This window comes from Micromonospora nigra, assembly GCF_900091585.1.
GTDB classification, from domain to species: domain Bacteria; phylum Actinomycetota; class Actinomycetes; order Mycobacteriales; family Micromonosporaceae; genus Micromonospora; species Micromonospora nigra.
The window spans coordinates 1,413,894-1,427,896 of sequence record NZ_FMHT01000003.1 but is presented as its reverse complement, the minus strand read 5'-3'; the positions used below and the strand labels follow the sequence as shown (position 1 = coordinate 1,427,896).

At 75.0% G+C, this 14,003-nt stretch carries 10 protein-coding genes; 3 read left to right on the top strand and 7 right to left on the bottom strand.

Annotation, left to right across the window (positions count from 1 at the left end):
* Positions 1 to 83 precede the first annotated feature (83 nt).
* The gene (locus GA0070616_RS05680) at positions 84 to 1,532 is read right to left on the bottom strand and encodes an alpha-amylase (RefSeq protein WP_091077389.1); all 1,449 of its coding nucleotides are present in this window, start codon (positions 1,530 to 1,532) and stop codon (positions 84 to 86) included.
* A gap of 309 nt (positions 1,533 to 1,841) precedes the next feature.
* Between GA0070616_RS05680 and GA0070616_RS05675 the strand changes: the two genes are divergently transcribed.
* On the top strand, positions 1,842 to 3,506 hold the full coding sequence (locus GA0070616_RS05675; protein WP_245712671.1) for a ferric reductase-like transmembrane domain-containing protein: 1,665 nt from the start codon (positions 1,842 to 1,844) through the stop codon (positions 3,504 to 3,506).
* On the top strand, positions 3,503 to 4,966 hold the full coding sequence (locus GA0070616_RS05670) for an NADH-quinone oxidoreductase subunit NuoF family protein (RefSeq protein WP_091077385.1): 1,464 nt from the start codon (positions 3,503 to 3,505) through the stop codon (positions 4,964 to 4,966). The genes GA0070616_RS05675 and GA0070616_RS05670 overlap by 4 nt, the downstream gene beginning before the upstream one ends.
* 16 nt (positions 4,967 to 4,982) lie before the next feature.
* Here GA0070616_RS05670 and serS read toward each other — a convergent pair whose 3' ends face one another.
* The 5 genes from serS to GA0070616_RS05645 form a co-directional block, all read right to left on the bottom strand.
* The gene (gene serS / locus GA0070616_RS05665) at positions 4,983 to 6,266 is read right to left on the bottom strand and encodes a serine--tRNA ligase (RefSeq protein WP_091077381.1); all 1,284 of its coding nucleotides are present in this window, start codon (positions 6,264 to 6,266) and stop codon (positions 4,983 to 4,985) included.
* 98 nt (positions 6,267 to 6,364) lie between these two features.
* Positions 6,365 to 7,432, bottom strand: coding sequence for a DNA polymerase III subunit beta family protein (locus GA0070616_RS05660; protein WP_091089975.1), 1,068 nt, complete (start codon positions 7,430 to 7,432; stop codon positions 6,365 to 6,367).
* Between the two features lie 46 nt (positions 7,433 to 7,478).
* Complete coding sequence (locus GA0070616_RS05655) at positions 7,479 to 8,672, bottom strand: saccharopine dehydrogenase family protein (protein WP_091077377.1); 1,194 nt, start codon at positions 8,670 to 8,672, stop codon at positions 7,479 to 7,481.
* A gap of 171 nt (positions 8,673 to 8,843) precedes the next feature.
* On the bottom strand, positions 8,844 to 9,998 hold the full coding sequence (locus tag GA0070616_RS05650; RefSeq protein WP_091077373.1) for an alcohol dehydrogenase catalytic domain-containing protein: 1,155 nt from the start codon (positions 9,996 to 9,998) through the stop codon (positions 8,844 to 8,846).
* Complete coding sequence (locus tag GA0070616_RS05645; RefSeq protein ID WP_091077370.1) at positions 9,995 to 10,432, bottom strand: SRPBCC family protein; 438 nt, start codon at positions 10,430 to 10,432, stop codon at positions 9,995 to 9,997. The genes GA0070616_RS05650 and GA0070616_RS05645 overlap by 4 nt, the downstream gene beginning before the upstream one ends.
* An 82-nt stretch (positions 10,433 to 10,514) precedes the next feature.
* Here GA0070616_RS05645 and GA0070616_RS05640 point away from each other — a divergent pair, with 82 nt between their 5' ends.
* Positions 10,515 to 13,331, top strand: coding sequence for a helix-turn-helix transcriptional regulator (locus GA0070616_RS05640; protein WP_425412928.1), 2,817 nt, complete (start codon positions 10,515 to 10,517; stop codon positions 13,329 to 13,331).
* 19 nt (positions 13,332 to 13,350) lie between these two features.
* On the opposite strand, the gene GA0070616_RS05635 is transcribed toward GA0070616_RS05640, so the two are convergent.
* Positions 13,351 to 13,896, bottom strand: coding sequence for a DsbA family protein (locus GA0070616_RS05635; RefSeq protein ID WP_091089971.1), 546 nt, complete (start codon positions 13,894 to 13,896; stop codon positions 13,351 to 13,353).
* Positions 13,897 to 14,003 lie beyond the last annotated feature (107 nt).

Here is a 14,003-nt window from a genome sequence, read left to right as displayed (position 1 = left end):
AACGGCGCCACGACGTGGTGGGGAACGGCCCCCGCCGGCCGGTGATCGCTCCGGTCGGCGGGGGCCCGCTGGCACCTGCCCGGTCAGCTCAGGCGCGCGCCCACGTGGATGGCGATCCCGTCCTTGGCGGGGACGGTGGCGGAGAACCAGCCGTTCCCGTCCACGGTGATCACCGGCCCGCTGCACGTGCCGTTGCTGAAGGTGCCGTGGATGACGTCGCAGTAGCGGCCGGCCGGCAGCCCGGTGTAGTACGAGCGACCGGTGATCGCGTAGTCCTCGTCGTTGAGGGTGAGGTAGCCCCTGCCGGTGCGGCTGAAGGCGATGTGGTTGTTGCCGTTGTCGTACCAGTTGCTGACGCCGGTGCCCTCGGTGGCGTTGCGGAAGCCGACCATGTTGGCGATCACCGGCCAGCGGTGCTCGCACTCCCATCCCGAGTAGCAGGTCGTGGCCCGGGTCTTGTTGTTGGCGTCCGACGGCGGGCCGGCGTCACGGTTGGTGAAGGTGTAACTGGACATCACCGTCGGCGACCCGTACGGCCAGCCCAGCATGAAGGCGTTGGCCAGCGCGTACACGCCCCGGTCCCGGTAGGTCAGCACCCCGCCCACATCGCGCTGGGTGTCGTGGTTGTCCACGAACACCGACGCGACGCCGCTGGGCAGGTGGCCCCAGCCCTCGCCGAAGTTGCGCAGGTAGGCGAGTCGTTCCGAGCGGAACACCCGGGCCAGGTCCTTGCCGTAGCGGAACTCGTGCACGTCGCCGTTGCCGGTGTACTCGGACGGCTGGATGGGCTCACCCGCGCCGTAGATGACCTCCTGCACGATGTACGCCGGCCGGGACAGGCGGTTCTTGATGGCGGCGATGTCGGCGGCCGGCATGTGCTTGCTGGCGTCCATCCGGAAGCCGTCCACCCCGAGGGAGAGCAGGTCGTTGAGGTACGCGGCGAGGCGGTTGCGTACGTAGTCCGAACCGGTCTTGAGGTCGGCGAGGTTGACCAGTTCGCAGTTCTGCACCTCGAACCGGTCGTTGTAGTTGGCGATGTCGTTGCCGCCGTTGCGACCGCAGTAGTGGAAGTCCTGCGCCGAGTAGATGCCCGGGTAGTTGTAGTGCCCGTACGACGAGCCGGCCCAGCCGGTGCCGCCGTTGTCCTGGCCGGACATGTGGTTGACGACCGCGTCCACGATCACCTTCACGCCTGCCGCGTGGCAGGTGTCGACCATGGACCTGAACTGTGCCCGGGTGCCCTTGCGGGACTCGATCCGGTAGCTGACCGGCTGGTAGGCCACCCACCACTGGTTGCCCCGGACGTGTTCCTGCGGCGGGGAGACCTGGACGTAGCCGTATCCCTTGGGGCCGAGCGTGCTCGTGCACTCGCTGGCCACCGAGGGCCAGGTCCACTCGAACAGGTTGGCGATGACCTTCTTGCCGCCGCTGGGGGCTGCGGCGGCGGGACTCGCGGCGACGACGGTCGGGGCGAGGAGGCTCGCGATCACACCCAACGTGGCGATCGCGAGGCGAGATCTGCGTCGATGCATCGGTACTCCTGGGGGCGGGGGGGCTGCGGGACGGGGGATGGAGCACGGGTCGGAGCTGGGGGAACGGGCGACGCTGCCGGGATCTTGCAAACCCGACTGAAAGGTTGCGGCAAGATTACGAGCGCGTTGCAAGAACTGTCAACGCATGGAGAGTGGTCACTGTCGCCTGACTGCTCGCGCAGGGCGCCGGCGGCGGCTACACGCAGCCGGAGACGGGCCGGTTCGACAACTCGCGGAAAAAGTTCCCGCCGTCGCTGATCCGACCGTGCCCGGGCTGCGTACCCGTGGACGGAAAAGGGTCGGCCGGCGGTGTGCCGCCGCGAGACGATCGAGGAGCAGATGGCCCGGGCCAAGCAGAACGAGAAGCCGACGACCGTCCGCACCGCCTCGTCCAGCCGGGGGGTCCGCACAGCATCCCGCTCGACGGTGATCCTGCTGGGCGCCTCCGCGCTCGCGGCGCTGTGGGCGGTCACCATGCTGACCGGTGCCGCGCAGACGGCGTACGCGTACGGCTTCTTCTTCACCGAGTTCTTCGCGGGCGTGATCGCCCTCGTGTCGCTCAGCCTGACCGTGATGATGGGGCTGCTCGCCACCGATCGGCTGGTGCTGCTCATCCGGCATCGGGTGCTGCTCCAGTCCGCCCACCGGGCCACCGGCATCCTCGGCGTCGCCGGGCTGGTCTTCCACGTCATCACGAAGATCGCCAGTGGTCGGGCCGGCCCCACCGACGCGCTCGTGCCCTTCGTCGGCGGCCGGGGCATCTACGTCGGACTCGGCACCGTCGCCGCCCTGCTGATGGTCAGCGTGCTGTGGACCGGCCTCATCCGCGCCCGGTTCGCCGGCGTCGGCCCGAAGTGGCTGTGGCGGGTGCTGCACTCCACCGCGTACGCCTCCTGGCCGTTCGCCATCGTCCACGGCCTGAACGCGGGCCGACCCGCCACGTCCTGGGTGACCCTGAGCTACCTGGCCTGTGTCCTGCTGGTCGTGGTGGCGCTGCTGGTGCGTCTCTCGGTGGCCCTGCAACGGACCAGCCGCGAGCAGCAGCAGGCCGCCGTGCTCAACGCCGTGATGACCGGCAGGGGCAGCGAGGACACCCGGGGCAACCTGCTGCTCGGCGCGATCACCCGACGCCGTGGGGAGGACGAGGAACGCCGGGAGAAGCGGACCGCCCGTGAGACGAGTTGGGCCGACAGCACCTCCGGCACCTGGGCCGGACCCACCGTCCGGCGCACCGACCCCGAGCGGTTCACGGTGCCGGTGGTCCCCGAACCGGGGACCCTGCGCGAACCGGTGCGGCCGGGCCGCCGCCAGCGTGCCGAGGACCTGGAGCCGGCGACGGGCCGTTCCGCCCGCCGGAAGACCGAGGAACGGGAGACCGCCCGCCGATACCGCCGCGAGGAGGACGTGGAGCCGGTCGTCCGTGGCTCCCGCCGCGAGGAGGACGTGGAGCCCGTTGTCCGTCGCTCCCGGCGTGCCGACGAGTCGGTCGGCCGCCGAGCGTCGCGCCGCGACGAGGATCTGCGGGAGGAGGAGCCCGCCCGTCGGCGTCGCCGCGAGGAGGAGGACGCTCCCTCGCGCCGGTCCCGCTCCGACGTGGACGCCGGCACCCGCTACTCGGCCCCGCCGCAGCCCCTCGACGAGCCGGAGGAGCCCTGGGACAGCCCGCGTCGTTGGACCGCGGGCCGGCCCATCTCGGCCGGCCCGATCTCCGGCAGCCCGATCTCCGCCGCGCCGCGCAGCGGTGGCGGCCGGCACAGCGTCGACGACGACCTGCCGGAGGAGGAACCCGACTACTGGCGGCCGCCGGCGCGGTACCTGACCGACGACGTGCCGGCCGACGACACCCCCACCCTGGTCGACCTGGCCTCCCGACGCGAGGCGCGGCGATCCGCCAGGGACCCGCGCCGCCGTCGCGCCAACGCGGACGCGGTCGACGGGGCGTACTGGGCCGGGCTGCGGGGTGAAGCGAGGTGATGCGCACGACGGTGCCTCCGGTGGCCTGCGTCGGCGAACCCCGACTCACCGCCGGGTTCGCCGAGTTCGGTCGGCTCGACCTGCGGGCGCACGAACTGGTGCACGGCCCGATCGGGCCGATGGAGCCGGCCAACCTGCTGCGGCTGGCCGAGGGCGTCCAGCTCAAGGGCAAGGGCGGCGCGGGCTTCCCGTTCGCCAGGAAGCTGCGCGCGGTGCTGGAGTCCTGCGAGCGGCAGGACCTGCCGCCCGTGGTGGTGGTCAACGCCAGCGAGGGGGAGCCCGCCAGCTGGAAGGACAAGGTGCTGCTCACCCGGGCCCCGCACCTGATTCTCGACGGGGCGGCACTCGCCGCGTTCGCGTTGGACGCCGAGGAGATCGTGCTCTGCGTCGCCGACGACCTCGTCGGCCGGGACTCCCTGCTGGAGGCCCTCGACGAACGCCCGATGCCCGCACCGACCAGTGTGGTCACGGTGCCGCACCGGTTCATCTCCGGCGAGGGCGGCGCCCTGGTCAACGGCATCAACGGCCTGCCACACATCCCGCCCGGCACCAAGAAGCGGTCCAGTGACTCCGGCGTACGCAACCTGCCGACCCTGCTCAGCAACGCCGAGACGTACGCGCAACTGGCCATCGCCGCCCGCCTCGGCCCGTACGAGTACGCGGCGCTCGGCACCGACGACGAACCGGGCACCGTCCTGCTGACGGTGACCGGCGCGGCCGCCCGCCAGGCGGTCGTCGAGTGTGCGGCGGGCACCCCGCTGCGGGAGATCCTCGACCTGTGCGAGGTGCCCGACGGTCCGGGCATCCTGATGGGCGGCTACCACGGCAAGTGGATCACCCAGCAGTCGGCGGACACCGCCGAGATCTCCCGCAAAGGCCTGACCAGGGTGGGCGGCACCCTGGGAGCGGGCATCATCGTCCCACTGGGCAACGACACCTGCCCCCTCGGCGAGGCCGCCCAGGTGGTGCGCTACCTGGCCGGGGAGTCCGCCGGGCAGTGCGGCCCGTGCAAGCGCGGCCTGCCCGACCTGGCCCGCGCCGTCGACCTGGCCGTCTCCGGCAGCGCGCCGGTCGAGGTCGTCCGGGCCGCCGCCGGTGACGTCAAGGGCCGTGGTGCGTGCAGCCACCCCGACGGTACGTCCCGATTCGCCCTGTCCGCCATGGAGGTGTTCGCCGACGACCTGGCCAAACACACCACCGGCGAGGGCTGCGGACGCCGCGTCAAGGGCATGATGGGTCTGCCCGGTGCGCCCGACCCGGACCCGCAGAAGCTCGTGCTGGACTGGTCCCGGTGCGACGGACACGGCCTCTGCGCCCACGTCGTGCCGGACTTCATCCGCCTCGACCAGAACGGATACCCCGCCTTCCCGCCCACTCCCGTGCCGACCTGGCTGCGGGAGGGCGCGCTCAAGGCGGTGAAGGTCTGCCCGGCGCTCGCGCTGCGGCTGACCGACGCCTGACCCGCCGGGCAGCCGGTCAGCGGGGGGTCAGGCGGTCGGTGCCGAGGCGGGCCTGGAGCACCTCCGGAAGCAGCACCGAGCCGTCGGGCTGCTGGAACTGCTCCAGGATGGCCGGGAACAGGCGGCTCGTCGCCAGCGCCGACCCGTTGAGGGTGTGCACGAAACGGGTCTGCTTGCCGCCCGGCTCCCGGTAGCGGATCGCCGCCCGGCGGGCCTGGTAGTCACCCGCCCAGGAGACCGACGACACCTCCTTGTACTTGCCGGTGCTCGGCATCCACACCTCGATGTCGAGCGTCTTGCGCATCGACGCGCTGGCGTCGCCGGCCGACAGCAGGCTGCGCTGGTAGTGCAGCCCCAGCTTCTCCACCAGGCGCTCCGCGTGCGCGACCATCTCCTCCAGCGCCGCGTCCGCCTGCTCCGGCAGGGTGAACTGGAAGATCTCCACCTTGTTGAACTGGTGGCCCCGCACGGTGCCGCGCTCGTCCGAGTGCGAGCCGGCCGCCTCCCGCCGGTAGCACGGGGTGTACGCGAACCGCTTGAGCGGCAGCGCCGCCGTCTCCAGGATCTCGTCCTGGTACGCGCCGAGAATCGCGGTCTCCGCCGTGGGCAGCAGGAACTGCCCGCGCGGGGCCGACTCCCGATCCAGGTGGTAGACGTCGTCGTAGAACTTGGGGAACTGGCCGGCGGCGAACCCGGCCGTGTCGAGCAGCAGGTGCGGCGGCAGCAGGAACTCGTAGCCCGCCCGCACGTGCTCGTCGATGAACCAGCTGATCAGCGCCCACTCCAGCCGGGCGCCCAGGCCGGTGTACATCCAGAAGCCGGAACCACCGAGCTTGACGCCGCGTTCGTGGTCGACCAGACCGAGCATCCGGGACAGCTCCACGTGGTCGCGGACCTTCTCGATCGCCGGAGGCTCCCGGAAGGTCTTTACCACCCGGTTGGCCTCCTTGCCGCCGGGCACGACGTCGTCGGCGGGCAGGTTCGGCAGCTCGCTCATCGAGGTGCGCAGCCGGGCCTGCACCTCGTCCAGCTCGGACTCCAGGTCGGCGAGCTGCTTGCGGCCGGCTTCCGGCGTCGCCACCTCCGGCTCGACCCCGGCCCGCTTGGCCTGCGCGTACGCCCGCGCGTCGGCCTTGCGGCGCTGCCGCTCGCCGTCGATCGCGCTGATCAGGGCACGGCGCTCCTGGTCGAGCCGTTGGATCTCGTCCAACGCCCGGGACACCTCGGCGGGATCCAGCCGCTTCGCCAACGCGGTCGCCACCGCCTCGCGATCCTTCCGGATCAAGTCCATGTCGAGCATGCTGCTCCGTACGCCTCCGTCCGGGTCGGCTGGGGTAACCCTCGAATGCTACCGTCGCGCCTTCCCGCGCCCCGGCCCACCCGGACGCAGGCCCCCCGTCACAGGCGGATCGGCATCAGGATCGAGAAGGCGTCGGCGTCGTCCTCGCGCCGGACGGCGAGGGGGGTGATCGGGCCGTCCAGCTCCAGCACCAACTGGCCGCGTCCGCCCGCCGTCAACGCCTCCAGCAGGTACTCCCGGTTCACCCCGACCCGCAGCACGCCCGGGTCGTCGGCGGCGAGGTCGTCGGCGGCGAGCACCCGCAACCCGCCCCGGCCGTCGACGCCCAGGGCGGTCACCTCGTGGCGTACCCCGTCGTGCTCCCTGACCAGCGGCAGCCCGGCGGTCAGCGACTCCCGCAGCGCCGCCACCTCCACCCGGACCCGGCGGGTCGGGGCTCCGGAGGCCGCGTCGCGCAGCAGCCGGCGGTAGTCCGGGAAGTCGTACGGCAGGCAGGCCGCCGTCACCTCCCGCTCACCGACGGACACCGCCACCGTCGAGGCGGACACCGTCAGGTGCGCCTGCGGACCGGCCGTCGCCAGCAGCCCGCGGACCTCGTCGACCAGGGCGACCGGAACGAGCGTCCGCACCGGTGGGCCGGCGGGCGTGCCGGCCACCCGGGCCACCGCCAGCCGGTGCCGGTCGGTGGCGACCAGCCGCAGGCCGTCGTCGGTCACCTCGCACAGCACGCCGGCCAGCACCGGCAGGTCGGGATCGTCGCCGACGGCGAACCGGACGGCGTCGACGGCGGCGGCGAACGCGGCGGGGGACAGGGTGAGTCGGGTGGTCATCGGTTCCTCCGGATCGATCAGGCTACGGACCCGGGAGAGTTCGCGGCGGGCATCGGCGAGGCCGTCCTCGAGGCGGCGCAGGTGCCTGTCGAGCAGCCGGGTCACCGCCGCCGGGTCACGGCGGTGGCGCACCGCCGCCGTGATCTCGGCCAGCGGCATCCCGACCCGGCGCAGGCCGGCCACCAGCCGGGCCGGGGCCACCTGGTCGTCGGCGTACCAGCGGTAGCCGGTGACCGGGTCGACCAGGGCCGGGACCAGGACGCCCGTGCGGTCGTAGAACCGCAGGGCGCTCACGGTCAGCCCGCTGGCCCGGGCCAGCTCGCCGATGCTGCGCAGTCCACTCTCCACGCCGCTGATCCTGTGACCTCGACCTGGTGGAGGGTCAAGCCGTTCCGCTGGTGGTCTGTTCCCGCACCCGGAACGTCAGGCCCGCCCGTACGAGCCGTTCCAGCAGGGCGTCACCCATCGCGGTCACCGGTGTCACCTGGCCGGAGGTCGCGGGTAGGTCGTCCAGGGCGAGGCAGAGCGCCGACTCGGCGAGCATCTTGGCCGTCTCGTCGTAGCCGGGGTCACCGCCGGCCACCTCCGTCACCACCCGCCGGCCGCCGCCGGTGCCGACGAACCGCACCCGGAACCACGACCTCGCGCGCCGCTCGGCGCTCGGCCCCTGCCCGGAGGTGAGCCGCCCCAGCAGCCAGCGCCGGGTCGGTGGCAGCTTCACCAGGGCGGCCAGGCCACCCAGGCCCGCCCCGGCGGCCAGCACCGTCGGCAGCCGCTTCACCGCCGCGAAGTGCCGGTAGCGGAAGTCGGGCCCGTACTCGGGACGGGCCGCGGCCGACCGGCGTACGACCTGCGGGTCGATGGTGGGCAGCGGCACCGTCCAGACGCCCAGTTCCCTCGACCGGGTCAGCTTCCCCGGCACCGCGCGGACGCGACGGTCGTCCGGTCGCGGCTCGACCGCGCGGCGGTCCCGCGCCGCGCGGGACGTCTGCGCCGTGCGGGAGAAGGCGGTCAGCGCCGAATGGTACGTGCCGGCGGAGAACGCGCCACCGGCCCGGACGAACCCGTCGACGGCGATCGGCACGTCGGCGGGCAACTGCTTGAGCGTGTACCAGACGCCCAGGTCGTGCGGGACCGAGTCGAAGCCGCAGGCGTGCACCAGGCGGGCCCCGGTGCGGACGGCCTCGGCGTGGTGGCGGACGTACATCAGGTCGACGAACTCCGGCTCGCCGGTGATGTCGAGGTAGTCGGTGCCGGCGCGGGCACACGCCGCGACCAGCGGTTCCCCGTGGTGCACGTACGGCCCGACGGTGGTGGCCAGCACCCGGGTGCTCTCCGCCACCGCCCGCAGCGCGTCGGCGTCGGTCACATCGGCGGTCAGCAGCGGCAGCCCGGCGAGCCCCGGGTCGATCGCGGCCAGCCGGTCCCGTACCGCGGCCAGCTTGGCCGGGTTGCGCCCGGCCAGCGCCCAGCGCAGCCCGGCCGGCGCGTGCCGGGCCAGGTATTCGGCGGTCAGCCCGCCGGTGAACCCGGTGGCCCCGAACAACACGACGTCGTATGCCCGATCCTCACCCATCCCGCGATCCTGCCACCTCGGAGCGCCCGTCGCCCGGGGACACCGGGCCAGCCGGGGCTGGGAACCGGGCCAGCCGGGGCTGAACACCGCCCGCGACACCGGGTTAGCCGGGGCTGAACACCGCCCGCGACACCGGGTTAGCCGGGGCTGAACACCGCCCGCGACACCGGGCTAGCCGGGGCTGAACACCGCCCGCAGGCAGCCGTCGGCGCGGTCGCGGAACAGGGCGTACCCGTCGGCTGCCCGGTCCAGGGGCAGGTGGTGGGTGGCCAGGTGCTCGGTACGCAGCTCGTCGCGGGCCATCCGCCCGAGCAGCATGGGGATGTGCCGGTGGGCCTGCGGACGCGAGCCGTGCAGGGTCACGCCCCGGCGGGTGAGCACGCCGAGCGGGAACGCGTCGGCGAAGTCGGTCCGGTCACCCAGCACGACGACCGTGCCGCCCTTGCGGCAGGCGTACACCGCCTCGCGGACCGCGTCCGGTGGGCGGCCCGCGCCGAGGAACCGCTCCGCCCGGGACCGGGGCGGGCCACCGTCGGCCCCGACCGCCTCGACGCACACGTCGGGACCCCGCCCGCCGCTGAGTTCGCGCAGCTCCGCCAGCACGTCGGCGTTCGCGTGGTCCAGGGTGTCGGCCTCGGCGTACCACCGGGCGAACCGCAGCCGGTCGGGATGCCGGTCCACCACGACCACCCGGTCCGCGCCGAGCAGCCGGGCGGCGCGGGCCGCCAGCTGCCCCACCGCGCCCGCGCCCCAGACCGCCACGACATCGCCGGGGCCCACCCCGCCCAGTTCGGCACCGAGCCAACCGGCCGGCGCGGCGGCCGAGGCGAACAACGCCCGGTCGTCGGGCACCGGCTCCGGCACCCCGAACGCCCCCACGTCGGCGTACGGCACCCGCACGTACTCGGCGTGGCCGCCGGGCAGGCCACCACCGGCCGGGGGACGGCCGAAGCATCCGGCGACCGACTCCCCCCAGGCCGGGTCGTCCACGGTCGGCCCGACGCTGCCGTTGTCGCAGGCGGCGGGCAGGCCGCGCCGGCAGTACCAGCAGGCCCCGCAGGAGACCGTGGCGGCGACCACCACCCGGTCGCCGACACGGTGCCGGTGCACCCGCCGGCCGACCTCGACCACGTCGCCCACGAACTCGTGCCCCAGCACGTCGCCCACGGCGAACGTGGGCGACCCGCCGGCCAGCAGGGGCAGGTCCGCCCCGCTGGTGGCACTGCACCGGACCCGGACGATCGCGTCCTGGTCGTTGCGCAGCTCCGGGTCCGGCACCTGCCGCACCGCCAGGTGCCCGTCGCCGGCCCAGCACAGCGCCCTCATCCGGGCGGCGTCGTCGGGCGCTCGGCCGGCGACCGGTCGGCGCGCAGCACCTCGCCGGTCTCCGCGAGCTGCTTGACCTCCCGCAGCGCCCGGCGCACCAGCAGCGCCGGGTCGTCACCGACCAGGTGGGCGGCCAGCCCGGCGGGGGTCCGGCCGGGCAACGCGCGGGCGGCCAGCTCGGTGCCCCGGCCCCCGGGCGCGGGTCGGACCCGTACGGCCACCGCACCGTGCAGCGGGCGCAGGGGCTCCGGCCAGCCGCCGCCGGGCAGCACCCGTCCCGGCGGCCCGCCCACGGTCACCACCTGCCACCGCCCGGTGCCGGCGTGGCCGCCCGAGCGTCGCCGTGCCACCCGCCGCCGGGCGAGCACCGCCGTCACCGCCGTACCCCCGGCGACCGCCGCAAGGGCCGCCACCGTCCGACCCACCGGTCCCATCCGCCTCACCCGTCCTCCCGTCCCGACGTCCGTCCCCGTCAGGGTGGACCGGCGGCGGGTGAAGGGGGGTCCCCCGGAAGGGGTGAACCGGCTGCGGCCGGGTAACCGGCCGCCGCAGGACCGAAGGAGTGATCGCGTCCGTGGGGGTGGGGGCCGGATGCCGGAGGGCCACAGCGCTGCTCGTGATGTCGTGACCGTGCCGGCACCGGCCGGTCCGCCCCTGCTGGCGTCCCGGCTCGCCCCGGCCGCACCGCCCGAGCCGGTGGTCCTGCGGCCCCGGCTGGCCCGGGCCCTCGACACGGCGGTGGCCGGCTCCCTCACCCTGGTGCGGGCGCCGGCCGGCTGGGGCAAGACGACGCTGCTGGCCTCCTGGTGCCGCGCGGCGGCCGACGCGGGCACCCCCGTACCCGCCTGGGTGTCGGTGGAGGCCGGCGACGACGCGGACCGTCTCTGGGCGTACCTGGCCGCGGCGTTGCGGGCCGCCACCGACCCCGCCGCCGGGGCCGGACCGCCGGTGCCCGACCGGGCCCCCCGCCCTGACCAACTGGAGCTGCTGGCCGCCGCGCTGGCGGCCCGGGAGCGTCCTTTGCTGCTGGTCCTCGACGACCTGGACCGGGTGACCGACCCGGCGGCCCTGACCGGGCTGGAGTTCCTGCTGCGCCACACCGACCAGCGGTTGCGGCTGGTCGCCGCCGGGCGGGCGGAGGTGTCGCTGGCGGTGCACCGGCTGCGCCTGGCCGGGGAGGTGACCGAGCTGGGGCCGAACGACCTGGCCTTCACCGGTGACGAGATCGCCGACCTGCTCACCGCGCACGGCGTGGCCCTGCCGCTGGCGGCGGTGCGCCGGTTGCGGGAACGCACCGACGGGTGGCCGGCGGCGCTGCGCATCGCGGCGGTGGCGCTGCGCGGGCAGCCGGACCCGGCCCGCTGGGTGGAACGGTTCGGCGCCGACCAGCCGCAGCTGGCCGGGTACCTGCGCGAGGAGGTGCTGGCCGGGCTCGACCCCGGCACCCGGGACGTGCTGCGCCGGGGTGCCGTCGCCGACGCCCTGTGCGCCGGCCTCGCCGACACGCTCACCGGGCGGGCGGACACCGAACCCGTCCTGGCCGGCCTCGCCGACGGGGGAGGGCTGCTGGGCCGGGACGACAGCCGGCCGCCCTGGTACCGGTGCCACCCGTTGCTGACCGAGGTGCTGCGGGCCGAGCTGGGCGGGCTGCCCGCCGACGAGGTGCGCGACCTGCACCTGCGGGCGGCCGGTTGGTACGCCGGCAACGGGCGGCCCGCCGAGGGGCTGCGGCACGCCCTCACCGCCGGCGACTGGGACGGCGCGACCGAGCTGTTCGTGGCGCGCTGGCCGGAGCTGGCCCCGTACGACCGGGACGTGCCGGCCCCGGCGGCACCCGCGCCTCCGCCCGCACCGGCTGTGGCGGCCGGGCCCGAGCTGGCGCTGGCCTGCGCGGCAGAGCGGGCGCAGGCCGGCGACGTCGAGGCCGCCGGCGCGTACCTGCGGTTGGCGGCGGAGTACGCCCCGGCGCTGCCCGCGCCACGTCGGCAGCGGTTCCTGCGGCTGGTCGCCGCCGTGGAGTTGGCGCTGGCCCGGCTCGACGACGACCACGACCGGGTGCGAGCCGCCGCCGGCCGGCTGCTCGCCACCCGGGCGGGCGATCCGGTGCCCGCCGCCGCGCCGAGGGCCGACACGGTCGGCGACGCCGACGTGCGGGCGGTGGCGGGCGTCGCCCTGGCGCTGGTCGACCTGGCCGAGGGGGAGCTGGAGACGGCCGGGCGGGGGTTCGGGGAGGCGCTGGCGGCGGCCCGGGAAGCCGGTCGGCCCCGCACCGAGCTGGTCTGCGCGAGCCGCGCGGCGCTGCTCGCCGCGCTGCGGGGCGGGCTGCGGACGGCCGAGGAGACGGCCCGGCAGGCCCTGGCCCTGCCACCCTGCCAGGGTTGGTCGTCGCAGGTGGACTGCGCGTACGCCTATCTGGCCCTGGCCGTGGTGGCCGTGCACCGCGACCAGCCGGAGGAGGCCCGCGCCCACCTGGTGCCCGGGGGCGCGGCGGGGGCCGAGCCCGTTGCCGGCGCGGTGCTGGCCTGGTGCCGGGCGGCCCTGGCGGCTGACGCGGGGGACCCCGGCGAGGGTGAGCGGCTGCTGGCCGCGGCCCGGGGTCGGCTGGCCGACCGTCCGGCGGGGGGCCTGCACGCGCTGCTGGCCGCCGCGGAGGCGGACCTGCGCGCCGCCCGGGGGGATCTGAACGGGGCCCGGGACCTGCTGGGCGTGGCGGGGTACGGGCCGGACCCGGCCGGTCCCGTCGATGCGGGCGGCGCGCGGGCGTCGGTGGTCGTCGCGACGGCCCGGCTCGCCCGGCGTGCCGGGGACCCCCGCGCCGCCGCCCGCCTGCTACCCGACTGGGCGGACGCCGACGACTGGCCCCTGCCGGTACGCCTCGACGCCGCCCTGCTCGACGTCGTGCTGGCGGCGGAGGCCGGCGACGGCCGGCGGGCGGGCCGAGTGCTGGAACGTGCCCTGGACCTGGCCGACGCGCAGGGCTTCCGGCGGGCGTTCACCCGGGCCGAGCCAGGGCTGCGGGAGCTGCTGGCGGCGCACCTCGACGCCGGTACGGCGCACTGGTCGACGGTCAGCGACCTGGTGCGTGCCGTCGACACGGCGGGCAGCGCACCGGCCGGGCAGCCGGCGGCGGGAACGCTCGACGAACCCCTCACCGAACGGGAGATGACCATCCTGCGGTACCTGCAGAGCATCCTGTCCAACGTGGAGATCGCGGCCGAGCTGTCCCTGTCGGTCAACACCGTCAAGACCCACGTCCGCAACATCTACCGGAAGCTGGACGCCACCCGCCGTCGTGACGCGGTGCGCCGCGCCCGCGAACTGCACCTCATCTGAGGGGCGGCAGCACGGCCGGTCAGCCGGTGGCGGTGTCCACCGTGACGAGAAGGGTGGCCAGGTCGACGGGGCCGTCGTGGCGTACCCCGTTGACGAACAGGGTGGGGGTGGCGTCCACGCCGCTACGGATGCCGCCGACGAAGTCGAGCCGCACCCGGTCGCCGTGCGACTGCCGCGCGACTTCCGCGTCCATCTCGGCGGCGGGCAGGCCGAGCTGCTCCACGCCGAGGGTCAGGTGCACGCGGTCGAGTTGGTCCTGGTGCTCGTAGAGCCAGTCGTGCATCTCCCAGAACCGCCCGCGCCGGCCGGCGGCCTCCGCCGCCTCCGCCGCGTTCTCGGCGTGCGGGTGCATGCCACTGATCGGGAAGTGCCGGTAGACCAGGCGTACGGTTTCGGCGCGCTGCCGCAGCAGCTCCCGCAGTTCGCCGTACGCCAGGCCGCAGAAGCGGCACTGGAAGTCGGCGTACTCCACGATCGTCACCGGCGCGTCCACCGGGCCCCGGACGTGGTCGTGTTCCGTGACCGGGGTGCGCAGCCGGGCAGTGACCTGCAAGGGCGTGGTCATCCGATCGGTCATGACCGTCAGCCTGGTCGCGGGTCGGGTGAGGGTGGCTCACCCGACCCGGGTGGTTCGGCCGGTGACCCCGGGTCGGGCCGAATCCGGTCGTTCCG